A 22429-nucleotide genomic window follows, 5' to 3' on the forward strand; every position below is an offset into this window, starting at 1 on the left:
TGAAGCAAACCCTTAGTATATAATCAAATTAACAAACAAGATGAAGGTGATAAAAAATGATGGTACTTGATACCGAAAAAGTTAAAGCCTTACGAACACAGCTTGGATTTAGTCAGAGTTACGTTGCTGAAAATGTTGGTTATCGAAACAAATCAATCTACTGCAATTTGGAATTGGGTAACAGACAGCCAAGCATTACAAAGTTGGTTAAAATAGCAAAATTGTTAAATGTAAACACTGAAGAAATTTTAAAGGAGTCAGTTTAAGACGACTTTATTTTTTACCTAGGGGTTTGCTTGAAGCAAACTTAATAGGTATACTTTATGAGATATTTTTGCCTTAAATCAAAATTTCATAAGTAAATCACATTTATAAAGGAGCTAAAGAAAATGGGATTAGATCAAATCATTAAAGAGTCAATCCGTGAAGTGATTCGTGAAGAAATCAGATTAGCATTAGCTGATTTACACCAACAATCACAGCCAAACAAGGTATTGCGAGTGAAAGAAGCAGCTGCTTATCTCAACATCGCAGTTTGCAGAGTGTATGAACTTGCAAACCATCCGCAGTTTCCGGTTATTCGAGAAGGACGCAAGTTACTCTTCTTACAAAAAGATTTGGAAGCGTGGCTAGAAGCGCAAAAGGAGTTGTAGCAATGAACATTGAGGAACAAATCAAAAAAGCAGTAAAAGAAGCTGTTTCAGAAGCAATTCAACCATTAGTAGAGCTTCTTCAAAACCAACAGTCACAAGTTGTTAACCAAAAGCCTTTACTTACATTGGAAGAAGCGATGGAGATTCTGGGAGTCGGAAAGAACAGAATGTATGAAATCGTTAAAACTGACGGATTTCCGGCATTTAGAGAAGGAAAACGTTGGATGATCATTACTCATAAATTTTATGAGTGGATGGAAAAGCAAGCGGAAAAAATCGTATAGGAGGGATTTAGTGGAAGCAATATTGGTTGAAAGCACATTCAGCCTTTTAATAACAGCGGTGGTTAGCGTGTCAGTCGTGGGTGGTGCAGCGTTATTTAATTCATTTGAAAAGCTTATCAGCGAGAACGAACAATTAAAGCAAGAAAATAAACAGTTACGGAAGGTGAAAAGAATATGAGCATTACAGCACCAGTTCTACCAAAAGACATGCAAAAGAAACAAGTACTAGATGAGTTCTTACAACATTGCAATCAAAAGCAAATTGAAGCACTAAGAAAACATGATGCACATTCATTATGTGAATGGATTAAGGAAGCACGTCTGGCAAGGAGAGAGCTTGCAGCACTGTATCGAGCGAAAGAAAAATATGATGAAGAACATGAAAGAGATCGTAAAAACATTTTAGGGATCATTCAGCGGTTAAGAAGTCAAGGTGTTGATGCAAGTGCGGTGGTAAGAGCTCATTACATTACGCTTTGCGAGGAGGTGAGCTAAGTGAGAAATAAGTATGAAGGCTACTGTTATCGATGTGGAAAGAAAGTCGGAGTAAGAGAAGGTCACTTCGAACGATTCCAAGGCAGATGGAGAACACAACATGCAACGTGTGCCATTGAACATCGGAAGTTGAGAGAAAACATTAAAAAACGTTCTTCTTTAGAAGGAGGTGAACAAGATGTTAGATAACCCGATGTCGATGCACAACGGCTACGGTAAAGCGGATCCACAAGAACAGATGATAGACCATCCAGTTGAAGATGCATTAGGTAATGAAATTCTACCAGGTGACGAGTTTTTAATCGCACCAGATGGTGAAGTGGTTTTAAAGGATAACATCATGGATTACATGATTACACAGCTTGGATTTGAGAAGAAAACCGCAGGGGAATAAAAAAGAACCCACGGCAATGGGTTCCCTTTAAAAGATAAGTTATAGCTAGTATATCACGGAAAGCGAGTGAATAGAACATGCAAGCAAAAGTATTGGTAAACACACTCAATATGGACCACGATCAGTGGTTGCAAGCACGTACACAAGGTATTGGCGGCTCAGATGTTTCTGCAATTGCAGGTTTAAATAAATGGAAATCAGCGGTTCAAGTGTTCCTTGAAAAAACACAAGCGATTGAAAAAGAAGATATACAAAGTGAAGCGGCATACTTCGGTAATGTTCTGGAAGAAGTAGTTGCAAAGGAATTTTCTAAGCGTACGGATTTGAAAGTACAACGTAGAAATGCAATCCTTCAACATCCTGAATATCCTTGGATGTTAGCAAACGTAGACCGTTTAATTATTGGTGAGAAGATTGGACTCGAATGCAAAACAGCGTCGGAATATTTGAAAAAAGAGTGGGAAGACGAAGAAGTTCCAGCTGCTTATCTCTTACAGTGTCAACATTATATGGCCGTAACTGGCTATGAAGCATGGTGGATTGCGGTACTCATCGGTGGTAACAAATTTGTTCATAAAAAAATTGAACGTGATGAGGAACTGATTCAATACCTTATCGATATTGAAAAAGACTTTTGGCTCAACAACGTTGAGAAGAACGAGCCACCGATGTTTGACGGTTCGGATGCATCAACAGAATTACTTAAACATTTATATCCAGAATCCATTACAGATAGCTTTGTAAGTTTAGGCAAGCAAGAAGAAATTCTCATTGAAGCTCGTGATCAAGTGGATAGAGAGATTAAAGTGCTGCAAGAGCAAAAGGCAGAGTACGAAAACAAAATTAAAGCAAAACTCGGTACCAATGAAGCTGGCGGAACTGAGAACTACAAAGTTTTTTGGAAGTCATACATTACAAATCGTTTTGATAGCAAGCGGTTTAAAGCGGAACACCCTGATTTGTTTGAACAATATGTTAAAGACTCTAAATCAAGAAAATTCACGGTTAAATAAGGGAGGAAATAAATAATGGCAACTAATGAAAAAGTTAAAAATCAATTAGCAGGTCGTAAAGCAAGCGCTCCAGTAACGCCTGAACAAACAGTAGAAGCGTACATGAAAAAGATGGCTCCACGTTTTGCGGAAGTATTACCAAAGCATATGAGTATGGATCGTATGAGCCGAATTGCATTAACAACGATTCGAACAAATCCAAAGTTACTTGAATGCAAAGTACCATCGCTTATGGGAGCTGTTATGCAAGCCGTACAGTTAGGACTTGAACCTGGGTTACTAGGACATTGCTACATCTTACCGTATAAGAGTGAAGCGACTTTCATTATCGGATATAAAGGAATGATTGATTTAGCAAGACGTTCAGGCCATATTCAAAGCATTTACGCTCATGCAGTGTACGAAAATGATGAGTTTGAATACGAGTTAGGTTTGCACCCTCAACTGAAGCACAAACCATCATTTTGTGATCGTGGTGAGTTTATCGGGGCGTATGCAGTCGCACATTTCAAAGATGGTGGGCATCAAATGGAATTTATGCCAAAGAGTGAAATTGAAAAACGTAGAGGGCGTTCAGCTTCAGTGAATTCCAACTATAGCCCTTGGAAAACAGATTATGAGGAAATGGCAAAGAAAACAGTGGTTCGTTACATGTTTAAATACTTACCAATTAGCATTGAAGTTCAGTCACAAGCGCAGCATGATGAAGTTGTTCGTAAAGATATTACAGAAGAACCAGAATTCATCGAAGCTGATTCAATTGAAGCAGATCAATCAGCCGAAGGGAATGGCCAGGCAGAATTCGTGATTGAAGGTGAATAACAAGTCAAAGGTGCTACTCTCTCGCAAATTGTGGGAGAGGGCACAATCAAAAGATGATTTAAAACAGTCTATTGCACGCTATATACAAACTGGATATCCAGGTTATCGAATAGAGAAAGTTATTAAGGAAAATGGGTGTTACATCGCGATTTGCACAAGGGGGTAAGTGAATGAGTAAGCTTCTGTTAGATGATGAACCTTTAGTTATTTTACCGAAGTTAGCTGCAGCTATTGGTTTAAATGAAGCGATCATTCTTCAGCAACTTCATTATTGGCTTGAAAAAAGTAAAAACGTGAGAGATGGGTTTCGGTGGGTCTATAACACTTATGAAGAGTGGCAAAAGCAATTTCCGTTTTGGTCTGAAAGTACGATAAAAAGAACGATAAAAAAGCTAGAAGGTCAGCACTTAATTATAGTTGGGAAATACAACAAGCTTAAAATCGATAACACCAAATGGTATCGCATTGATTATGAAGTGCTTCAAAATATCGAAAATAACACGACAGGTCAAAATGACCAGACGTGTGATCATTTTGACCAGACCACCAGAGCAAAATGGTCTGGTGGACGGGGCAATATGGACAGGCCATTACCAGAGATTACTACAGAGACTACTACAGATAAAAATGATGATGTAGATAAGCATCCTTTGATTGATGAAGAATTTCAAAAAAGTTACAACTACCTTTTACAGAACAACATTCCATTAAGTGAAACGGCAATGCAGGATTTGGGAGAGTTTAGTGATGTATTAGGTAGCCAAATCATTATGGAAGCTGTTGATAGAGCAGTTGATCAGAACGCAAAACGATGGAAATACATTAGCGGTATTTTATTCAACTGGCAAAAAAGTAACGTGAAAACATTGGCAGATGTAATCAAGCTTGATGAGGATTATAAAAACCAAAGAGGTGGTGTAGGAAATGCGACACGTCGGAAACGAACTGGCAGCGGTTATGGTACGAGCAGAAGCTATGAGGAAGAAAATGCAAGCCGAGAGCGCAACATGCCAAGCTTCATTAAACGAGTATAGATGTGTAAAGTGTCAGGATTCAGAAGTAGTTTTTTACGAAGAAGTGAATGAATTCGGTATGCGAGTATCTATGCAAAAAGATTGTGAGTGCAAAGCGCAACGAGTAATGGAACGCAGGTTGAAGAACGCGATGATTCCAGAAGAATTTACAGATGCTCGGTTTGATTCGTACAAAAGAGAAACAGAAGAACAAAAGCTTTTGTATAGCACGATGGGTAAATACCTACAGAACTTCAAAGAGATCAAGGATACAAAACAAAATAGCCTGGGCTTCATCGCAACATTTGGAGAGTTACGAATTAAGCAATTAGAAGCAGCAAAGCGAGCGCAAGCGAAGAGAGAACATAATAGTTTTGGACTCGGTAAAACACATCTTCAAGTAGCGGCAGCAAAGTATCTTATGAAGCGAGGGTATAGCGTACTACTTATATCAGACGGAACTTTCATGGATGATCTGATTGCAGCGAAGATGATGAACGATGACAAAAAGGAATCTAATCGATTGTTAAACCACGCAAAAAAAGTAGAGGTTCTCATCTGGGATGACTTAGGAAAATCGAAATGGTCGGAAGCGAAGGAGAACCTCTACTATCAAATCATTGATTATCGGTATCGTCATAATTTAGCGATTTTATACAGCTCGAATGAAGATGATGAAACATTACCTGAAAAGATTGGTTATGCAGCAAAGAGTCGATTGTTTGGAATGAGTAAACATTATTTAATCGCTGTAGAAGGCGAAGATTATCGTGAGAAGGAGTGAAGAAAATGTGCATGTCATGCAGTAACACTGGCGTAGTTCAAAAAGAAATTTATCCTGGGATGATAACGATTGAAGGTTGTACTTGTGAGGTAGCAGAGCAACAAGCAGCAAAGCAAAAAGAAAATTGGGATGCTTGGATAGAAAAATTTGAAGGATGGAAAAGGGGGTTACTGCATGAGCAGCGTGTCGGTTGAGAAAAAGCGTGAGTTTATTGAATGGTTTAAAGAGCATTACAAAATGAAATGGAGAGAGTGCCTTTGGATTCTGGAGTATTTACTGAAAAATGAAGGGGCATTAAAAAGAGTGCATTTTGTAGAACGGGTTAAATTCGATAAACCGATTTCGTTGTTTATGTCTACACAATGCACAAAAACAGTACCATTTAAATTTTATAAAAACAATTTAGTTTCTGATGATCCAGACAAAGCTTTTGATCAGATCCGTTTTAATCTAAAAGAAGCAATTTTTATTGAATTAAACTTCGCTGATAAATTCAGATATCCGTTATTCATTGAGGTATTAGAAGGTGAAGTATCTGATGAAACAGATCTACCTTTTACTGAAAGATTGGAACTAGCACAGGTAGTTAATGATTTAGAAAAACTCGCTAAAGCACAACTTATTGATCATGCACTGGACACAAGAAACGAAGAACTTTTCCGTAAGTTGATTGCAAATTAAGGGGGAGGTGGAAGAATGGTGGTTCTATACAAATTCAAACTCACAACCATTTTCGAACATTGGCCAAACGAAGAGTTTGTAGTAGCAGAAACCGAGGGAAAGGCAAGATTCCTGTACTGGCAGAAGTTCAGAACAAAGTTTCTAACGATGCCGATGGTTGAATTCATGAAGTTTGTAAAGTGCGAGAACGAAGGTGTTTTTGATATTAGGCGTATGTATAGCGCAGCGAAAGCGTTTAAGAAAATGCAGAATTACCGCAATCTCCATTTCGCTTACATAGGTATGCGAGTAAACGTAGCTGGCATGTGGGGTACGATCGTTGGAAACTGGAAAACTAATTTGTTCGTTTTGTTCGATGGGGAAATTGAGAAGCATAACTGCCACCCCTATTGGGAAATTGCTTACTACGATGATGAGGGAAATGTGGTTCGAAACTACCAGAAGGGAGAGTATGCGGTATAAGTAAAAAAGGACGAGCAGTCGTACCTGCCGTCCTTTATAGGAGAAAAATTATTCTGGATTAGAACTACGAATAACCAGAAAACGCGCTTTAAAACAGTGTTGTCAAAGATGTAATAATCTATGCAACAAAAAAGCTTAGTCGGAATTCAAAACACCAAATGGCTTACATTGGTAACAGGCTCAAAAGTAGTATATGTAAAATAAAAAATTCCATACAAAAAGCAGACAACATTTTCGTTTGTCTGCCAGTTAGTCGAATGAGTTAGCTAATTGTGATATATTGCATTCCCATTACGAGAAGAGTGAAGCTGCTAGTTCAAACAGCTTGTTGGTATTATTTTCGATATTTTTAAAAATATACAGTAAGAATTAGAAAAGTTATGAACCAATCTGCCTCTTACTGTAAAGAGAAGGAAGTACCAGCCGTGGATTAAGCGGCTTGAAAATAGTATGTATTGATTTTTGAAAAATATTCAAGGGGTGAAGAAACATGGAATGTTTGATAAATGTTGTTTATGAAATCACTTTACTGATCAGTGAAGCGAAAGAGAAAAACAATGAGTAAATATAACAACAAGAAAGTTAAACTAGACGGCCATGTATTCGATAGTAAAGCAGAAGCCGATTATTACTCTGGATTAAAAATACGTCAAGCTGCAGGTGAAATTACAAGCTTTGAATTACAACCAAGATTTACATTGCAACCAGCATTTACAAAGAACGGTAAAAAGTTTGTGGCAATTACATATATCGCTGACTTCATGATCTATTTGCCAAATGGTGAAGTGGAAGTTGTAGACATAAAGGGTATGGTTACGGAAACATTCGCGGTGAAAAAGAAGATGTTTGAATATAAATACCCACATTTACAACTCATTCTTTTAAAGCATGTTATCAAATATGGCGGATTCATCACACTAGATGAGTACAACAAATTAAAACGTGAAGAGAAAAAACTTAAAAAAGCGAAATAAAGGGAGCGGATCATATGTCATATATCGAATTCAAACCAACTGTAAAGAAAGTAAACCTAAAAGCTGATGGTAAAAAGGAAATCGTTTTGGAAGTAGTAGGGCAGCCAAAGGCAGAAGAGAAACCGAAGGAAGATAATGCTGAAGAATAAGATGAGCTTAGCACGACTCTGCTAAGCTCATAAAAGAATTAGGATGCTTTGTCATAGGTCCTTTTCTTAGAAGAGGAATCGTCTGCAAATTGTGATAATGCCATTATGCCGAAGAATGATACGCAAAATCCCATGTAATAACTAATTGAAGCTTTAAAGAATAGAAGTTTGTAGAAAAATACTATTAGTGCTGCGAACATTGCAAGAAATGCTATTACAAAGCTAGCAATAATTACTACAAGATGTAGAACTAGTTTAAGCAAAAAATTGGTATTAAGCATGGATACGTATAAGCGTAAGGAATCATATAAATCCCAACCACCTACAAATAGACTCTTAATAGATTTACCCCATAAGGTAGTTCCATTTTGAAGGCCATCGACGAAGCTTAGGTTATCTTTTATTATGACATCCTTGGAATCTTCAAATTTGTATTCTACCCAAAAAATTTTGTAGCTTTCGTCAGTATTAGGGCTCAAATGGTATTCGGAAAAAAACATGCCATAAATAATTATTACGCCTACAAATAAAGAAATGAAATTTTTCATAAAGTTATACCTCCTTAAATTTAAATATAACTATTTTTGGATGTTATTACTAGTTTTTTATTAGGTTGGTAGTATGACAATTGCGTTGTACTACCTGCCTTTCAATCTCATATGGGGTGATGGATTGAGCAAAGCTGAGAAACGTCAAATCCGACTCAAGATTCTAAATTTACAAGATGAACATTGCAAAGGGTGTAAAACCGTTCCGAAATCGATTGGGAACAATTATGCACTAGCACGGTGGTGTTCAGAGAACTGTGAAGTTGGTAAAAATATAAAAAGCTTAGGTGAAAGCCTACTCGAGGGGAGAACGGAACATATGGCTGAACAAAGAAATTGGGATCAAATTTGTACAACGGCAAATAAATTACGTGAATCAGATTCAGTAAAGTGGACTTGGGTAAAAATCGCTAGTTATCTTGGGGTAAGCGAAAAAAACTTGTATTATCATATTTCAAAAAGACGTGAAGCAAACGGAACACCTAGTAAGCGTGTAGGAGAATCAAAGAAACCTCAGAACACAAAACCATCACCACAACCTCAAAACGTTGAGAAAACGAAATCTGAACCGTCAGAATTAAAATCTGTAGCTACTGAACATGTCGAGAAAACAGAATCGTTAGATGCTTTCTGGAAAGGCCGATTAAATGGGATTCTCGATGAAAAAGATGCGATGCAAAAAGAATTACGTGAAGTATCGAAACTGTATGAGGACCTCAAAAAAGCAAATGACATACTAGCAAAAGAACATATCGCAGAAACAAAATTACGCTTGAAAGCGGAAGATGCACTCAAACTCATGCAAGATCAGTTACAATCTCGTGATGAGGATTACAACACATTACTTAACGAATTCAATGCAATTACGGAAAAGAATCATGAAATAGAGCATGACCTACGGAAAATGCATATCCAAGTTGGCGCTGCAAATGAAACGGCTGCGAAAGAACGTGAGCATCGTTTAGAACTACAAGGTAGAGCGCAAGCGCTTGGTTTGGCGCTCAAAGTAGTCTTGTAGGTGGATGGTATGAAACTGACAAAGGAAGAACGAAAAGAGCTCACATACCAAATTGGTGACATTATCGAACAGAAATGCAGACGTTGTTATTACAATCGTACATCAAACGAATGTTTCAGTGTCAATGAATGTAAAGCATGCCCGACTGGTGAAGAATTACGCCAGTTGGGTAGATATTTGGATACACAGCCTAAAAAGAATGGTGGGCCAAGAAGGGAAGCGCCGAGTGGTTTAACACCTGAGGTTGTTAGGAATTTAAATATACAAGGTATACCGGATAAGGATATTGGTATTATGTATGATCTTAGCCCCTCGTATGTCGAAAAAAAGAAAAAACAATGGAAACAACTAGGTCTTTGGAAAGGGCCCACTGATATGAGAGAAATCAAAAAAGGCTAGGATTTCTCCTAGCAAAAGAGTTATGTCGTACAGAAAGGTACTTATGTGCAAACCAGGTGTTTGCAAATTCATTATATAACGTTTCTGGGGTGGATAGGCTGAGTCATAGCAATCTTTACGAAAATTTTACATGTGTTGAAGATTTTGATAAATATCAAATTTGAATTTTATAAAAATAAATATTGAGGATAAACCTTATAAATAAAGGCTCCACTCTCAAAAGGGTGAGAGTGGAGCCTTTGGATGAAATTACTGAGTTCTTGGGATGGTGAACACCAGCACATAAATAATAGCATGAGTATTCAGAAAAAACATTGAGTAAATGTTTCCGATTTTTCAAATTATAGTTAATTGGTTTTTATTAAACAAAAGCGTTATTTTATAGAAATGTGAAAAGAGCACACAGAAAATGTGTACTCATAACAATCTAAATTATTTTAAGCACCATGATATATCATCAAGGGCTTTATAAATATAGCTATACATGCGGTAAAAGAGATACTTTGGATTGTATTTTTGTTTCCAGTTCATAATAATCACCTCTCATACAAATAGTTTAATTATATTATACAGTCATTAATTCGAATGTTAAGAAAACTCAATGTGAATTAAGGTAAATTTAAACAAAATAGTTATTTGAAACTATTCATGAAAAAAGAGCACTAACGAAAGTGCTCTTAGAAAATACATTTTATATTCTGTTTTGAGCGACGATCTTAATATTCTCTGGTGGAATGATATCTTGAATTTTTTCTTTTAAATCTACTTGAACCATTTCTTCAAGGTGTTCAAGTGAAACTTCAAAGTTTATGCATTCCATAGTTTCGATGTTTAATAAAGAATAATTTTCATTCTTCTTAACAACAAGATATTGCGATTGATCTGTTATAACTATACATCCTTGTTGAATTCCTAATTGACGGTTATCTTCAAAAGTCATAAGTAAATCTCCTAACATTTTTCTGATAGGAATTGTACTACATAAAAATGTTAGTGTCTAGTCGGTCTTATGTAAGACCTGAAGTCAAATAAAATCCTTATTTACTAATAAATAAAAGAGCACATATAAAAATGCGCTCTCAATAAGGTAGGTGAATATCTCATGAAAAAGAAAAATCTAAAAAATTGTAATCAGATTTTTTATGTGTAAATTTTTAATATTGTATGCCTTACTTGGAGTTATGGAGCATGTCATTAAAGAAAAGAGGCAAGTGGGGATTTTAATAAAATCGTTATTTGAAAAGAGATCAGCCCCTAACGGTACGCGTCTAGGGGCTGAAAGTTGAGAACTCTTCTTTAAATAGATAAATATGATTATCGATCTCTATCATTATAACACTAAGTTATTCAAATTTAAAACTATTCATTCGAATTTTATGATGAAAAGAAATTGCGAAAATGGGATATCAAACACATCTTTTTGAAGATGATGGAACGGTTAAGATTAAAGAAACAAGTGAAGTTGTTACAGTAGTGGTATGCAATTGGGGAATTTAAAAAAGGAGGAGTACTGTATAATATCGTGGAGCATCCTAGCACATTATATGCGGAATATGAGTTGAAAAATTCAATAAAATAGTTATTTGGGATAGATTAGTAGCTGAAATGCTAGATATCTAGCATTTCAGCGGGATGTTTATCCATTTTTATTACGGAAGTTTTTCAACTTGCTATTAGAAGAAATAACTCCGCAAAATATAGCAATAAAAATTGCAGCCCAAGTTCCCATGGACATAGAGATCCCTCCTAGTAATAAAATGAACTACTTCTATATTTTAACATTATTAAATGTCCTATTGTTAATAAATTGAAATATTACGCAAGTGAGATGTTATAAAACTAAACAAAATCCTTATTTAAAAACAAAAAGACCCTAGAGTTAGGGCTCTAGGGCTTCTTGTTTTGGTATTCTCACATGGTTCTTCAAAAAGAATAGAACATAATGAAGATAACATGTGAATGTTTCATAAATGTATCGAAAAAGTGAACAAAATTGCTGTTGCAGAAGATGCAGATATGAAGTTTCTAATACGTAAGTACGTGAAAGGTATTATTTCCAATGGATAAAATGCGAATGGGACACCTAATCATTATTTTATCGGAGGAAAAGAATATGTTATGAACTCGGTTGAATGAAAAAATGACAATTTACTTCTAGAGTGAAACTGAACAAAATTCTTATTTTGCTGAATAAAAAATAGAATCTCTCAAAGAGAGATTCATGGGAATATTTATATTTTTAACTACTCTAAAAATCTTTTTTTGATATCCGGATTAGGGATAAGACATTGTTTTTGTTTGCCAAACCAGTTGTATCTATTTTCTGCAATTTTTTTGTAATAAAGGTTCCGAATAGGTTTTGGGATTATAAAAAGGATGAAAAATAATTTGCAACTTCCTTTTAAGTGCCTACAAATATTCAGTATGGCATCTGATTCTGTATAAGCTTTATTATTATCAATTAATACCACGCTATCTATTGTTTCGCTAATGTTGTATTGATTTAATAACTGAATACCTATGTTACTTTGGCGTGATGCAAATTTAAAATATCCTTTAGAATCTCTTTTAATAATAAATTGAACACTTTGATTACATAAGTTGCAGTCTCCGTCAAAGAGTATAATTTGTGTCATTTATAATCCTTTCTAAAACGTTTATTTGAATGCTTTTTATTTTAACTGAAAAGAGAATATAAATACACTCATTGTGAATTATTGAACTACGAAGAGTTTTTAATAAAAACGCTATTTGAGTAGAAAACATAAAAAAAGCCCCGATTAGAGGTGCGGGTCCTCTTAATGGAACAATAGAACTTTACGAGATTACCAAAAAGAGCACTAAATAAAGTGCTCTTTAAGGGAAAAGTGAGATGTTAAAAAGAAAATTAGGGTTTTTGCTTCGAGATAATATATGAACATTTCATCATAATGTGACGATGAATCACAAAAGAGCAGCTAGCAAAGGCTAACTGCTCTAATCATGGAATATGGATCGAAATGGGTTGTCTACAGTATTGAAGTAATATTGAGTTTTATTCAGAAGGAGATTTAAAGGTTTTCATTTGAACTTATTCTATATGCCACAAACAAAATAAGTGCTAAAAACAAAGACAATGAAAAATGCTAGTAGGATCATCGCTTTCCAATTATTTATCTTAGAGAATCTTACCAAAATAACAAAAAAAGTTCCTATTGTTAAGGCTAGTAAAGTAAATAAAAGAGGAAAAGATACTGAATTTATAGGTATATTCATTTTAGGTGACCATACTTCAAGATATAAAAAGAATAAGCCGATACAAATGAGTGAAAAAATAAAGTACCGTAGAGTTATATTATGCTTCATAGGTTGCTCCTTTGTTATCGAAATATTTCTATTAAATTTTAATGGTAAATAGAAGAAAAAGCTAGTGTTTATAAATTAGAATGGATTTTTTAACAAAATAATCCTTCTAATAGAAAGCGAGGTTAGGAGAATGGAGAACAACATAAAGCTTTTAGGCGATGATGGGATGTTAGGTATAGAGTTAAAGGAAAGAACGATCCGTATATATAACACAGAAGGAAATGTGATGGAATTACTTTCAACGAGAGCACAGACTCAAGAAGTAATCGATTTTCTTGAAGAATGTAAAAAGGAAATGAAGTAAAAGTTTAGCAGAGTAGATCGAACGGAGGGGAACCGTATCGTATGAATCAATTGTCTTTTTTTGAAGACATCGATGAAAAGGAGATGCGTAGACTTGTGGTGAAGGAGCTGAAAAACTACAAAGCATTGTGCGTCCGGATGAAAAATCAAGAAGAACAGAAGCAAGCTGGATACGTTGTTCTTTTTCCTAAAATGAAAGGTGATGATAAGAATCATGAGATACGCTTTAAACAAATGGAACGGACGTTAAAATATGCTCTTGATAATGATCAACGTCAGATAATTGAATTGAAGTATTTGGGGAATGAGAAAGTGAAAGATTCATATGTTTATAACGAGTTAATGATGAGACGCGATAATTTTTATCAGAATAAAAAAGTAGCTATCCGTTTGATAGCTACTGCTTTAGGGATTATATAAACGCGGTTTTATTCTAGTGAAAATGAAGTTATGGCTTTTTGTGCTGTTGAGATAGATTGTTATATGATACATGTAAACCATCTTACTCGCTCTGCCTAATGGCAGGGCTTATTTGTTAAGGATAAATAATTTTGTTTGTTTTTGCACATTTAAGACAGTATTTATATTTTAGCGAAATAACACCAAAATTTGATTTGGTCCTGTACGTTTCATTACTCTGTATCCATTATTTGCAACTGTTGCAACTCCTTCGTTATTTGGATGACAATATCCATTTACTTGACATGTACCATCATCTCTTACTAGAATCTTTCCAATTAATCCTATTGGCACCCATTCAGGTCGTTTTTTTCTTGGGATGTACTCATGTTTTGAATTCCATTCTGGGTTTATAACCGGTTGTATTTCCGAGTGCTCAGGGGTAATTTCAGTCCCATCCTGATTTTTTTTTGCTGGGATTGTCACTTCATGATAGATTCTACGTCCCCATTCATCAAGTATATAACGACCATGCCAGCTTAAACCCGCACTATTCCCAAGTAAGCTAGGAGTTGCACTGCTTATTCCTAAAATAAAGTCATCTGTTGAAGTAGCTACTCTAATTTTCTCTCCTTCTAATGTGACAAAGTAACCGACATCTATGATATTTCCATCGATTGTTTCAAACATCTCGGCAACATCTGCTCCACCTGTGTTATAAGTAGCACCGTCAATATACATCTCACCATCGCTTGCCAACCATTTGGCTCCTAAACCTCTTAAAATACTCGTTGTGCCGTTTCCGATAAACCATGAATTGGGCTCTGTCGCATCACCAAAGCGTCCCATTATATGGGCATTTTGAAATCCTGCAGTGGTAGTATTTTCTCCTTCTGCATGCGAGCTAGTGCCACTAGCAGTTGTTTGAATTCCTTCTGCATGCGAGAAAAATCCCGTTGCATTTGTACCGCCTCCTTCTGAATGGGAAGCAAAGCCACTGGCAGTTGTTTGACTTCCTTCCGCATGTGAGATATGCCCAATTGCTACGGTATTCTGACCTTCTGCATGAGAAGCGATTCCACTAGCAGTTGTAACATTTCCTTCCGCATGTGAAAGGGCCCCGCTAGCAGTTGTAGCACTTCCTTCTGCATGAGAACCACCTCCACTTGCTATTGTAGAAAATCCTTCTGCATGAGAACCATCTCCACTTGCTATTGTATTCTGACCTTGGGCATGAGAACCATTTCCACTGGCAGCTGTAAAGATACCTTCTGCATGAGAAGCACTTCCACTAGCAGTTGTACCATTTCCTTGGGCATGAGAACCATTTCCATTGGCAGTTGTTTGAATTCCCTCTGCATGTGAGAAAAATCCCGTTGCATTTGTATTAATCCCTTCCGCATGCGAGCTAGTGCCACTAGCAGTTGTAGCATTTCCTTCCGCATGTGAGAAATTTCCACTTGCTATTGTATTTTGACCTTCTGCATGAGAAGTAGTGCCACTAGCAGTTGTAGCATTTCCTTCCGCATGTGAAAAATCTCCACTAGCATTTGTAAGAACACCTTCTGAATGGGAAGCAAATCCACCGGCAATTGTGTTTATCCCTTCCGCATGTGATACAACCCCACTAGCAATTGTATCTTGACCTTGGGCATGAGAACCCTGCCCACTGGCAGTTGTTTGAATTCCTTCTGCATGGGAAGCAAATACACTAGCAGTTGTGTTTACACCTTCCGCATGCGAATCATCTCCACTGGCAGTTGTGTGGAATCCTTCCGCATGGGAAACAAATCCACTGGCTATTGTACTTACACCTTCTGCATGAGAGAAATCTCCTAATGCTTGTGAACCTGGCATGATAGTAATATCAGAGGTTCCACCTTCAGCATGAGAAGCAAATCCACTGGCTATTGTTCCAACTCCTTCAGCATGAGCACTAGAACCACTAGCTAGATTGGGAGCATCGTTACCAGCTGGATCTTGAGCGCCACCCTCTACATGAGAAGCAGTTCCGCTTGCTATATTTCCAAAACCTTCTGCATGAGAAGCCTCTCCGTTTGCTTGAGTGAGTAAACCTTCAGCATGCGCTGCGACAGAACTTGCTAGAGTGCCACGTCCTTCTGCATGCGAGGCAACACCATTTGCTCTAGTTAATTGTCCTTCCGAGTGAGAGGCATCGCCAGTTGCTACAGTTTCACCTCCTTCAGCGTGAGAGCAATCTCCATTAGCAATCGAGCAACAACCTTCCGCATGAGAACAAACTCCGTTTGCTTCAGTACCACATCCTTCCGCGTGAGAGCAATCTCCATTAGCAGTCGTACCACATCCTTCTGCGAATGAACAATCACCATTCTCTACAGGGCTTCCTTCAAAGTTGCATTCTCCAATGCTGCCAGCTACATCACAAATTAGTGGTGGAGCGGTCGGTCCGGTTGGTCCAGTAATACCAGTCGGCCCAGTATCACCAGTCGGCCCAGTATCACCAGTCGGCCCAGTATCACCAGTCGACCCAGTATCACCAGTTGGCCCAGTATCACCAGTCGGTCCGGTATCACCAGTCGACCCAGTATCACCAGTCGGCCCAGTATCACCAGTCGGCCCAGTATCACCAATCGGCCCAGTATCACCAGTCGGCCCAGTATTACCAATCGGCCCAGTATCACCAGTCGGTCCGATATCACCAGTCGGCCCAGTATCACCAGTCGGTCCGATATCACCAGTCGGCCCAGTATCACCAGTCGGTCCGATATCACCAGTCGGCCCGGTATCACCAGTCGGTCCGATATCACCAGTCGGCCCGGTATCACCAGTCGGTCCGATATCACCAGTCGGTCCGATATCACCAGTCGGTCCATCGGGTGGACCAGTGGGTCCGGTCGGCCCAGTGACACCAGTCGGTCCAGTATTTCCGGTCGGCCCAGTTGGAAATGTGAATGGTGGGACAGCTGGTAACGTGGGTCCAATTAAACTTGGGTCTAGTGCAGCTCCTTGTAAGCTTTCATGCGAATTAAATGGACTTTCATTTGACATAATCCACCTCCAATATTTCAACCCTTTACTAATAAATGTGAATTGTGAATGGAATATGAAAATACAAGGTTAATAGAGCTTGTAGTATTTTTGTTAATAAAATTAAATAAAAACGCTATTTTATTAGTAAGCAGTTCGAAAGGAAGGGTATAAGAAGTGGTGATCTCCGATAAAAAAGGGATATTATTGGGGGTTTTTCAAAACAGAATCAATATTACGCTATACCTATACAGTTCTTTGAAAAAAGAATAGTGCGGGGATAACGTATCTATGCGCTCATAATCAATGATCATAGCCCCTTTATCAAAACGTTACCGGAGAACGGGCGAGGGCGGTAAGAATCCGCGAAAAGGACGAAAAGACCAATTATATTATAGATTCAGCCGCGATGCGTTAGTATCGTGGCTTTTGTGTTTCTTATTGAGCATGGTATTTTTATAGTTGGTTCAATAAGAAATATAAACACCTCTCATTTAATAATTATTTAGTACTATATAATGATTTCGTGATGCGTTATAATTATGTGTATCAAAAACAATGAAGGATGAGAGGAAGCATGGATATACAATCAAGTATAGAAGTTATTAGTAAAATTATAGAGATTGTTAGTGAAATTCAAAAGATTTTAAGTGGAATTGATGTTAAATTATGGGTAGGTGTTCTTTCTTTAGTAGGCGTTTTATATACTGTCCATAATACACGTAAAAATGTGAATAATACTAATGATTTAAAAAAAGAAATGGATGAACAAACACGTAAACTTACAAAAGAATTAGGCGAGAAAAATCTTAAAGCTTTAGAGCAAAGAAGGTATATAGATGCCATTAGCACCGAGAGAGTAAAATGGATAAATACAATGAGGGATAAATTTAGCGAGTACGTCAAGATTTCAAACATTCAAATGAACGATATGAACAAATTGAAACATGGTAAAGGTGATGTTGATGATAGCTTAATGAGAGAGAGATATTACGAACTTACATATATAGGTAATAATGTTTATTTTTTATTAAATCCAACAGAACCTGTTAGTAAAGAAATAAGGAAATTGCAGGGAACAATTAATCGTCAATTACGTAGAGGTAATATTTCTGAGTTTAATTCTGTTCAGATGAAAGAATTAGCTCAAGACTTAGGTTATTTATTTCAAGTAGTACTTAAGTCAGAATGGAAAAGAGTAAAAGAAGAGAATAAAAAAGGTGAAGAGATTGATGATGAGAAAATGGAGCAAATTTACAAAAAAGCAGCTCAAAAGATAGATAATAAAAAATATAATAAATACTTTAATAAGTAAGAAAGGTAAAGTGCTCATTTAGAGTGCTTTTTCTTTTGCGCAAAACAAATTCGAACGTGAGGTGGTATTATTGGAGGACGGATGTATGGAAGAATTTCAAACTACAAACTAATAACCTTTGTAAAATAATTTTAATAGGTATTAACAATCTGAACTTGTATATGATATTATATTTATAATCAGATATAAGAGAAGGATGATTAGATGTATGTTAGAAAAGATCCTAAATTCACAAATGTTACTCATTATATGGATGGGAAATTAAAAGAATATTGTGGTGAAAAGAGTACTGTTAAAAACATTACTTTTAAACAATGTGAAGAATTTATTGAAAAAGCAACGCAAGATCATTCGGAAGAAGAGTTATTTCTTTTAGAGGATAGTCTAGAAATAGAGACAGATATGTATAAGCAATCTGGCTTTAAACAAACGACATTGAGTATATGGAGTTCAATTCTTGTGGGTACAACAGTAGCTATTTTTACTTTCTATAATACATATGTTCAGACTTTGTTTAATGTATTTGGGAAATCTGTTATTGATATTAGTGAGAACAAAGAAAATGCAATTAATGAAATGCAAAAGGTATATAATGAATCCTTTGATATTTCATTAAATCAGGTTGCAACATTTATTTTTTACCCATTGTTGTTTGTTATTAGTGCTATGTGTATGTATACCGTTTGGAGCCATAATAGAGCCATGAAAAAAAGATTTTTTTATTACAAAATAATCAAAAGATGTATAGAATTAAAGAAAAAACAGGATATAGGACAGGAAATTAAAGAAGTGAATAATAATGTTGTAAGCGCCTAAAAATAGGTGCTTTTTATTTTGTACAAAACAAACGAACTCAGTGAACGAAAAAACTGTGATGTATGAGATTTGTATTTTATTACATTTAATTTTAAATAAAATATGAAACTTTTCAAAAGTAGCTTTTTTATTCTATATTATAGATAAAAAGTGAATTGAAAAGGGGGATGTTGATGTGAGAAAAATAGAAGAGTCAAAAAGACCTTTTTTTGAAACGCATGGAGAAAGTGGGACAACTTACTTTGTAAATGGCTATGCGGTAGGAATAAATCAAAAAACATACTTTGGAGAATTTAACTCATTAAAAGAAGCTAGACAATTTATTTACCGCTATGTCCACAGAAATAAAGAATGGTTCAATAGTAATGGCGATGTCAATGAATACAATAACAAAACATCAAGACCAGATACGAAAGATGATTGGCATGAAGATGTTATTAGGAAAGAGTATAGTAAATACCCTGATTTTAAAGATTGGAACAAATAAAAGTAGCGAATTCGCTGCTTTTTATTTTATAAAGAAAAAAGCCCGATTCGGGGCTAGATACTTTTCTTCATGCCGCATTTACGGCATTCTCTTAAATAGATGAAATCTTTAATGGGTGAAAGGTGGGGAGAAGATAATGAATAAGATTATTTATAGTGATGAGAATCTAACGGTTTGTGAGTACCCTAGATTAGGGAGTTATGACGCAATTAGCTTCACTAAAGATAAAGAATTGATTCTTGTGTTAGGAGTATCAACTACTGCACAAGTTGCTGCAGATTGTGGTTTGATAGGCGTTGATATTAACCAATGGCTATTGGATATAGGAAATGATTTTATTCATGAAATTAGTGAAGAGCAAAAGTTGATGATTGTTTCCGATGATGTATCTAACGGGAAACTAAATACCCATTGGTTACAGTTAAAGAAAATGGAAGAAAGTTATTTATAGTAGTAGAGAAAACATCCTGAATGGATGTTTTTTTTATTTTATAAAAGAGATTATCGTGAGGTGGGTGAATGGCAAAAGAATACGCAAAGAAATTCTATAAGTCTACAGCATGGGAGAAGTGCAGAGAATCATACATTGCTACAACGTTAGCTGGTTTGTGTGAGCATTGTAAAGAAGGACCTGGATATATCGTTGACCATATTGTTGAGATAACACCTGACAGTATAGACAATCCAAATATCACATTGAACCATGAGAACCTACAATACTTATGCTTACCTTGCCATAACACTAAGACGTTTGGTAAAGCTGTATTAATTAGAGAAGATGTAATGTTTGATCAGCATGGTGATTTGATTAGGAGGGAATAGGATACAGTGTAATGGCAAACCGTTAACTAAAGGATAAATAGTAGAAAAGAATCAAAAACAAAAAGAACCAATCCCCCCTTTTCAAAAATAAACAAAGGGTTCATAGGGGGACCGAATGGGGAGATTCGTGTAACACACAGGTTATTTCACGTGACCCCCCTACCCAAAAACAAAAAAGTGAGGTGTAGTCGATGGCGATAAAGAAGGAGCTAAAAAAAGAAGAACGAGTTAAAAAAGAAGTAAACAGACTTAAAAGGATTTATAAAGAGATGCCAAAAGATACTCTCATGGTTGTAGAAGGGTTAATTGTTGAAGCGGCAGATTTACGTGTTCGACTAGAAGATATCCGTAAAGATCTTGATGAGAATGGGTATGATGAAATGTTCTCGCAATCTGAAAATCAAGAACCTTATGAAAGAGAAAGACCAGTAGCAAGAAGATACATAGCGATGAACAAAAGTTATCAAACTATCATGAAACAATTAGGCGATTATATTCCTAAAAAAATACCTGAACCCAAAGAACAAGATGACGGATTTGATGGGTTTGTAAATAAGTGTGATTGAGTATCCTTTATCGTATAATCCAATTCTAGATTACTGGTACAAAATAAAAACAGGACAGGAAATTGTGTCGGATAAAGTTAGACGAGTTTATAAAAAACTCGTCACAGATATTAGCAGTACAAAAATTGAATGGGAATATAACGCCAAACGTGCAAATCATGCAATTGAATTTGTTGAGAACTTTTGCAAACACAGTAAAGGTAAAATGGGTGGCAAACCATTCTTATTAGAACTGTGGCAAAAAGCTATGACGGCTGCTTTATTTGGGTTTGTTCATAAAATAGATGGTATAAGAAAATACCGTGAGTTTATGTTAATTGTTGCCCGCAAAAACGGAAAATCAGCTTGGGGCTCTGCAATTGCTCTTTATTTAATGGTTGCTGATAATGAACCAGGACCCGAAATTGTATCGGCAGCAACTAAAAAAGACCAGGCTAAAATTATTTGGTCTGAAGCAAAGAGAATGGTGAAAAAATCACCGGTTCTTTCTAAAAGAATTCGTACGTTAGTAGCTGAAATGATTTCAGATTTTAACGATGGTTCTTTCAAACCTCTTTCAAGTGATTCAAATACACTTGATGGACTTAACGTGCATTGTTCATTAATAGATGAACTACATGCTATTGAAGATAAGAATCTTTATGATGTTATTGTTGACGGTATGACGGCTCGTGAACAACCGATATCAATTATTACAACAACTGCTGGTACAGTTCGAGAAGGTATTTTTGATATTAAGTATGAAGAAGCTGAACGCATTATCAACGGTTATGATGATCCTGATGGCTATAAAGATGAACGAGTTCTTCCTATTATTTATGAATTAGATAAACGTGAAGAATGGACAGAAGAGTCATGTTGGAAGAAAGCGAATCCGGGACTTGGTACAATCAAAAACTTAGATCAATTAAGAAGTAAAGTAGAAAAAGCGAAAGCAAATGCTATGCTTGTTAAAAACTTACTCACAAAAGATTTTAATATTAGAGAAACTTCAACAGAAGCATGGTTAACATTCGAACAATTAAATAACACTGCAACGTTTGATATTGCAGAATTAAAACCTTCCTATGGAATTGGTGGTTCCGACTTATCTTCAACTACCGATTTAACAGCAGCGAAGGTTATTTTTATGGTTCCAGATGATCCTCATATTTATGTTAAGCAGATGTACTGGCTCCCTGAAGATTTATTAGAACAAAGAAGTAAAGAAGATAAAATACCTTATGATTTATGGTATGAACAAGGGTTGTTAAGAACTACGCCAGGTAATTCAGTTCATTATAAATATGTGACAGAATGGTTCTTAGAAATCAGGGATGAATACAGAATTTATCTTCCTTGGATTGGCTATGATAGATGGTCAGCAAAATATTGGGTTGAAGAAATGGAAGGATATTTCGGTAAAGAAGCTATGGTTCCAGTTGCACAAGGTAAACAAACTTTATCTAGCCCTATGAAATTATTAGGAGCTGATTTGGAATCGAAATTAGTGAATTACAACAATAATCCAATTGATAAATGGTGTCTTTCTAATACAGCAATTGATATTGATAAGAACTTAAACATACAACCGAATAAAACAAAGAATCAGCGCCGCCGTATTGATGGAACAGCAGCACTTTTAAACGCTTATGTAATCCTTCAAGAAAAGAGAAATGATTATCTCAACATGATTTAA

Annotated in this window: 32 protein-coding genes and 2 pseudogenes; 29 read left to right on the forward strand and 5 right to left on the reverse strand. The window is 36.1% G+C overall.

Annotation, left to right across the window (positions count from 1 at the left end; all coding sequences use genetic code 11):
• Positions 1 to 56: 56 nt before the first annotated feature.
• The 16 genes and pseudogenes from ILS93_RS00565 to ILS93_RS00640 form a co-directional block, all read left to right on the forward strand.
• Positions 57 to 266, forward strand: coding sequence for a helix-turn-helix domain-containing protein (locus tag ILS93_RS00565; RefSeq protein WP_088046585.1), 210 nt, complete (start codon positions 57 to 59; stop codon positions 264 to 266).
• A 123-nt stretch (positions 267 to 389) separates the two neighbouring features.
• On the forward strand, positions 390 to 653 hold the full coding sequence (locus ILS93_RS00570) for a helix-turn-helix domain-containing protein (protein ID WP_088046586.1): 264 nt from the start codon (positions 390 to 392) through the stop codon (positions 651 to 653).
• 2 nt (positions 654 to 655) lie between these two features.
• On the forward strand, positions 656 to 937 hold the full coding sequence (locus ILS93_RS00575) for a helix-turn-helix domain-containing protein (RefSeq protein ID WP_088046587.1): 282 nt from the start codon (positions 656 to 658) through the stop codon (positions 935 to 937).
• 10 nt (positions 938 to 947) lie between these two features.
• Positions 948 to 1115: a hypothetical protein gene (locus ILS93_RS00580; RefSeq protein ID WP_222660557.1), complete on the forward strand. Its 168-nt coding sequence runs from the start codon at positions 948 to 950 to the stop codon at positions 1113 to 1115.
• On the forward strand, positions 1112 to 1432 hold the full coding sequence (locus ILS93_RS00585; RefSeq protein WP_088046588.1) for a 4-alpha-glucanotransferase: 321 nt from the start codon (positions 1112 to 1114) through the stop codon (positions 1430 to 1432). Before ILS93_RS00580 ends, ILS93_RS00585 begins: the two co-directional genes overlap by 4 nt.
• Positions 1433 to 1621, forward strand: coding sequence for a hypothetical protein (locus ILS93_RS00590; RefSeq protein ID WP_088046589.1), 189 nt, complete (start codon positions 1433 to 1435; stop codon positions 1619 to 1621).
• Entirely contained in the window at positions 1611 to 1826 is a 216-nt protein-coding gene (locus tag ILS93_RS00595; RefSeq protein ID WP_088046590.1) for a YqaI family protein, read from the forward strand. The genes ILS93_RS00590 and ILS93_RS00595 overlap by 11 nt, the downstream gene beginning before the upstream one ends.
• Positions 1827 to 1903: 77 nt before the next feature.
• Positions 1904 to 2839, forward strand: coding sequence for a YqaJ viral recombinase family nuclease (locus ILS93_RS00600; protein ID WP_088046591.1), 936 nt, complete (start codon positions 1904 to 1906; stop codon positions 2837 to 2839).
• Positions 2840 to 2854: 15 nt separating this feature from the next.
• Positions 2855 to 3661, forward strand: coding sequence for a recombination protein RecT (gene recT / locus ILS93_RS00605; RefSeq protein ID WP_222659612.1), 807 nt, complete (start codon positions 2855 to 2857; stop codon positions 3659 to 3661).
• Positions 3662 to 3831: 170 nt separating this feature from the next.
• A complete protein-coding gene (locus ILS93_RS00610) occupies positions 3832 to 4695 on the forward strand; it encodes a DnaD domain-containing protein (protein WP_222659615.1) in 864 nt (287 codons plus the stop codon).
• The gene (locus ILS93_RS00615) at positions 4649 to 5458 is read left to right on the forward strand and encodes an ATP-binding protein (RefSeq protein WP_261784049.1); all 810 of its coding nucleotides are present in this window, start codon (positions 4649 to 4651) and stop codon (positions 5456 to 5458) included. The genes ILS93_RS00610 and ILS93_RS00615 overlap by 47 nt, the downstream gene beginning before the upstream one ends.
• A 5-nt stretch (positions 5459 to 5463) precedes the next feature.
• A complete protein-coding gene (locus ILS93_RS00620; RefSeq protein ID WP_222659617.1) occupies positions 5464 to 5652 on the forward strand; it encodes a hypothetical protein in 189 nt (62 codons plus the stop codon).
• The gene (locus tag ILS93_RS00625) at positions 5633 to 6139 is read left to right on the forward strand and encodes a YpiB family protein (RefSeq protein WP_222660539.1); all 507 of its coding nucleotides are present in this window, start codon (positions 5633 to 5635) and stop codon (positions 6137 to 6139) included. Before ILS93_RS00620 ends, ILS93_RS00625 begins: the two co-directional genes overlap by 20 nt.
• 153 nt (positions 6140 to 6292) lie before the next feature.
• The gene (locus tag ILS93_RS00630) at positions 6293 to 6601 is read left to right on the forward strand and encodes a hypothetical protein (protein ID WP_261783843.1); all 309 of its coding nucleotides are present in this window, start codon (positions 6293 to 6295) and stop codon (positions 6599 to 6601) included.
• Between the two features lie 557 nt (positions 6602 to 7158).
• Positions 7159 to 7575, forward strand: a complete 417-nt coding sequence (locus ILS93_RS00635; RefSeq protein WP_222659622.1) for a DUF1064 domain-containing protein — start codon at positions 7159 to 7161, stop codon at positions 7573 to 7575.
• Positions 7576 to 7589: 14 nt separating this feature from the next.
• A pseudogene (locus ILS93_RS00640) lies at positions 7590 to 7670 on the forward strand (2-methylcitrate dehydratase); the annotation flags it as partial.
• Positions 7671 to 7762: 92 nt separating this feature from the next.
• On the opposite strand, the gene ILS93_RS00645 reads toward ILS93_RS00640, so the two are convergent.
• Complete coding sequence (locus ILS93_RS00645) at positions 7763 to 8272, reverse strand: hypothetical protein (RefSeq protein ID WP_222659624.1); 510 nt, start codon at positions 8270 to 8272, stop codon at positions 7763 to 7765.
• A gap of 124 nt (positions 8273 to 8396) precedes the next feature.
• Here ILS93_RS00645 and ILS93_RS00650 point away from each other — a divergent pair, with 124 nt between their 5' ends.
• Positions 8397 to 9290: a zinc-finger domain-containing protein gene (locus ILS93_RS00650; protein ID WP_261783847.1), complete on the forward strand. Its 894-nt coding sequence runs from the start codon at positions 8397 to 8399 to the stop codon at positions 9288 to 9290.
• A 9-nt stretch (positions 9291 to 9299) separates the two neighbouring features.
• Positions 9300 to 9689 carry a hypothetical protein gene (locus ILS93_RS00655; RefSeq protein WP_222659628.1) on the forward strand — a complete coding sequence of 130 codons (390 nt, stop codon included), beginning with the start codon at positions 9300 to 9302 and terminating at the stop codon, positions 9687 to 9689.
• Between the two features lie 691 nt (positions 9690 to 10380).
• Here the strand turns inward: ILS93_RS00655 and ILS93_RS00660 are convergent.
• Positions 10381 to 10629: a hypothetical protein gene (locus ILS93_RS00660; protein WP_097819119.1), complete on the reverse strand. Its 249-nt coding sequence runs from the start codon at positions 10627 to 10629 to the stop codon at positions 10381 to 10383.
• A gap of 202 nt (positions 10630 to 10831) precedes the next feature.
• On the opposite strand from ILS93_RS00660, the gene ILS93_RS00665 reads away from it, so the two are divergent.
• Positions 10832 to 10975 (forward strand): hypothetical protein, encoded by a 144-nt coding sequence (locus ILS93_RS00665; RefSeq protein ID WP_222659630.1) that lies wholly within the window; start codon positions 10832 to 10834, stop codon positions 10973 to 10975.
• A 957-nt stretch (positions 10976 to 11932) separates the two neighbouring features.
• Here ILS93_RS00665 and ILS93_RS00675 read toward each other — a convergent pair.
• Positions 11933 to 12325 (reverse strand): thiol-disulfide oxidoreductase DCC family protein, encoded by a 393-nt coding sequence (locus ILS93_RS00675; RefSeq protein ID WP_222659632.1) that lies wholly within the window; start codon positions 12323 to 12325, stop codon positions 11933 to 11935.
• Positions 12326 to 12804: 479 nt separating this feature from the next.
• On the opposite strand from ILS93_RS00675, the gene ILS93_RS29030 reads away from it, so the two are divergent.
• From ILS93_RS29030 to ILS93_RS00690, 3 genes are all read left to right on the forward strand, one after another.
• Positions 12805 to 13086 carry a hypothetical protein gene (locus ILS93_RS29030; RefSeq protein WP_222659634.1) on the forward strand — a complete coding sequence of 94 codons (282 nt, stop codon included), beginning with the start codon at positions 12805 to 12807 and terminating at the stop codon, positions 13084 to 13086.
• A 78-nt stretch (positions 13087 to 13164) separates the two neighbouring features.
• A complete protein-coding gene (locus ILS93_RS00685; protein ID WP_222659636.1) occupies positions 13165 to 13338 on the forward strand; it encodes a hypothetical protein in 174 nt (57 codons plus the stop codon).
• A gap of 41 nt (positions 13339 to 13379) precedes the next feature.
• Entirely contained in the window at positions 13380 to 13757 is a 378-nt protein-coding gene (locus ILS93_RS00690; protein ID WP_222659638.1) for an ArpU family phage packaging/lysis transcriptional regulator, read from the forward strand.
• Positions 13758 to 13925: 168 nt separating this feature from the next.
• Here the strand turns inward: ILS93_RS00690 and ILS93_RS00695 are convergent, their stop codons facing one another.
• A complete protein-coding gene (locus tag ILS93_RS00695; protein ID WP_222659640.1) occupies positions 13926 to 16766 on the reverse strand; it encodes a peptidase G2 autoproteolytic cleavage domain-containing protein in 2841 nt (946 codons plus the stop codon).
• 556 nt (positions 16767 to 17322) lie between these two features.
• Between ILS93_RS00695 and ILS93_RS00700 the strand changes: the two genes are divergently transcribed.
• From ILS93_RS00700 to ILS93_RS00710, 3 genes are all read left to right on the forward strand, one after another.
• Positions 17323 to 18060: a hypothetical protein gene (locus tag ILS93_RS00700; protein ID WP_222659642.1), complete on the forward strand. Its 738-nt coding sequence runs from the start codon at positions 17323 to 17325 to the stop codon at positions 18058 to 18060.
• Between the two features lie 204 nt (positions 18061 to 18264).
• Positions 18265 to 18876, forward strand: a complete 612-nt coding sequence (locus tag ILS93_RS00705) for a hypothetical protein (RefSeq protein WP_222659644.1) — start codon at positions 18265 to 18267, stop codon at positions 18874 to 18876.
• 175 nt (positions 18877 to 19051) lie between these two features.
• A complete protein-coding gene (locus ILS93_RS00710; protein ID WP_222659646.1) occupies positions 19052 to 19363 on the forward strand; it encodes a hypothetical protein in 312 nt (103 codons plus the stop codon).
• Between the two features lie 53 nt (positions 19364 to 19416).
• On the opposite strand, the pseudogene ILS93_RS29170 reads toward ILS93_RS00710, so the two are convergent.
• Positions 19417 to 19482: pseudogene (locus ILS93_RS29170) on the reverse strand (DUF8096 family protein); the annotation flags it as partial.
• Between the two features lie 17 nt (positions 19483 to 19499).
• Here ILS93_RS29170 and ILS93_RS00715 point away from each other — a divergent pair.
• The 4 genes from ILS93_RS00715 to ILS93_RS00730 all read left to right on the forward strand — a co-directional run bounded on the left by ILS93_RS00715 (position 19500) and on the right by ILS93_RS00730 (position 22429).
• Positions 19500 to 19814 (forward strand): hypothetical protein, encoded by a 315-nt coding sequence (locus tag ILS93_RS00715; protein ID WP_222659648.1) that lies wholly within the window; start codon positions 19500 to 19502, stop codon positions 19812 to 19814.
• A gap of 68 nt (positions 19815 to 19882) precedes the next feature.
• Positions 19883 to 20185: an HNH endonuclease signature motif containing protein gene (locus tag ILS93_RS00720; RefSeq protein ID WP_222659650.1), complete on the forward strand. Its 303-nt coding sequence runs from the start codon at positions 19883 to 19885 to the stop codon at positions 20183 to 20185.
• Between the two features lie 191 nt (positions 20186 to 20376).
• On the forward strand, positions 20377 to 20751 hold the full coding sequence (locus ILS93_RS00725) for a hypothetical protein (protein ID WP_222659653.1): 375 nt from the start codon (positions 20377 to 20379) through the stop codon (positions 20749 to 20751).
• Positions 20744 to 22429, forward strand: a complete 1686-nt coding sequence (locus ILS93_RS00730; protein WP_222659655.1) for a terminase large subunit — start codon at positions 20744 to 20746, stop codon at positions 22427 to 22429. Before ILS93_RS00725 ends, ILS93_RS00730 begins: the two co-directional genes overlap by 8 nt.

Origin of the sequence: Bacillus sp. 16GRE42 (assembly GCF_019837435.1) — a bacterium.
Classification (GTDB): Bacteria; Bacillota; Bacilli; order Bacillales; family Bacillaceae_G; genus Bacillus_A; species Bacillus_A wiedmannii.

Coding starts and splice junctions, on each gene's coding strand:
- ILS93_RS00715 (WP_222659648.1), top strand. CDS start 19,500: ATGAATAAGATTATTTATAGTGATGAGAATCTAACGGTTTGTGAGTAC.
- ILS93_RS00630 (WP_261783843.1), top strand. CDS start 6,293: ATGGTTGAATTCATGAAGTTTGTAAAGTGCGAGAACGAAGGTGTTTTT.
- ILS93_RS00725 (WP_222659653.1), top strand. CDS start 20,377: ATGGCGATAAAGAAGGAGCTAAAAAAAGAAGAACGAGTTAAAAAAGAA.
- ILS93_RS00700 (WP_222659642.1), top strand. CDS start 17,323: ATGGATATACAATCAAGTATAGAAGTTATTAGTAAAATTATAGAGATT.
- ILS93_RS00645 (WP_222659624.1), bottom strand. CDS start 8,272: ATGAAAAATTTCATTTCTTTATTTGTAGGCGTAATAATTATTTATGGC.
- ILS93_RS00635 (WP_222659622.1), top strand. CDS start 7,159: ATGAGTAAATATAACAACAAGAAAGTTAAACTAGACGGCCATGTATTC.
- ILS93_RS00575 (WP_088046587.1), top strand. CDS start 656: ATGAACATTGAGGAACAAATCAAAAAAGCAGTAAAAGAAGCTGTTTCA.
- ILS93_RS29030 (WP_222659634.1), top strand. CDS start 12,805: ATGAAAAATGCTAGTAGGATCATCGCTTTCCAATTATTTATCTTAGAG.
- ILS93_RS00660 (WP_097819119.1), bottom strand. CDS start 10,629: ATGACTTTTGAAGATAACCGTCAATTAGGAATTCAACAAGGATGTATA.
- ILS93_RS00615 (WP_261784049.1), top strand. CDS start 4,649: ATGCAAGCCGAGAGCGCAACATGCCAAGCTTCATTAAACGAGTATAGA.
- recT (WP_222659612.1), top strand. CDS start 2,855: ATGGCAACTAATGAAAAAGTTAAAAATCAATTAGCAGGTCGTAAAGCA.
- ILS93_RS00625 (WP_222660539.1), top strand. CDS start 5,633: ATGAGCAGCGTGTCGGTTGAGAAAAAGCGTGAGTTTATTGAATGGTTT.
- ILS93_RS00675 (WP_222659632.1), bottom strand. CDS start 12,325: ATGACACAAATTATACTCTTTGACGGAGACTGCAACTTATGTAATCAA.
- ILS93_RS00665 (WP_222659630.1), top strand. CDS start 10,832: ATGTGTAAATTTTTAATATTGTATGCCTTACTTGGAGTTATGGAGCAT.
- ILS93_RS00610 (WP_222659615.1), top strand. CDS start 3,832: ATGAGTAAGCTTCTGTTAGATGATGAACCTTTAGTTATTTTACCGAAG.
- ILS93_RS00570 (WP_088046586.1), top strand. CDS start 390: ATGGGATTAGATCAAATCATTAAAGAGTCAATCCGTGAAGTGATTCGT.
- ILS93_RS00695 (WP_222659640.1), bottom strand. CDS start 16,766: ATGTCAAATGAAAGTCCATTTAATTCGCATGAAAGCTTACAAGGAGCT.
- ILS93_RS00685 (WP_222659636.1), top strand. CDS start 13,165: ATGGAGAACAACATAAAGCTTTTAGGCGATGATGGGATGTTAGGTATA.
- ILS93_RS00565 (WP_088046585.1), top strand. CDS start 57: ATGATGGTACTTGATACCGAAAAAGTTAAAGCCTTACGAACACAGCTT.
- ILS93_RS00585 (WP_088046588.1), top strand. CDS start 1,112: ATGAGCATTACAGCACCAGTTCTACCAAAAGACATGCAAAAGAAACAA.
- ILS93_RS00620 (WP_222659617.1), top strand. CDS start 5,464: ATGTGCATGTCATGCAGTAACACTGGCGTAGTTCAAAAAGAAATTTAT.
- ILS93_RS00600 (WP_088046591.1), top strand. CDS start 1,904: ATGCAAGCAAAAGTATTGGTAAACACACTCAATATGGACCACGATCAG.
- ILS93_RS00655 (WP_222659628.1), top strand. CDS start 9,300: ATGAAACTGACAAAGGAAGAACGAAAAGAGCTCACATACCAAATTGGT.
- ILS93_RS00720 (WP_222659650.1), top strand. CDS start 19,883: ATGGCAAAAGAATACGCAAAGAAATTCTATAAGTCTACAGCATGGGAG.
- ILS93_RS00595 (WP_088046590.1), top strand. CDS start 1,611: ATGTTAGATAACCCGATGTCGATGCACAACGGCTACGGTAAAGCGGAT.
- ILS93_RS00690 (WP_222659638.1), top strand. CDS start 13,380: ATGAATCAATTGTCTTTTTTTGAAGACATCGATGAAAAGGAGATGCGT.
- ILS93_RS00705 (WP_222659644.1), top strand. CDS start 18,265: ATGTATGTTAGAAAAGATCCTAAATTCACAAATGTTACTCATTATATG.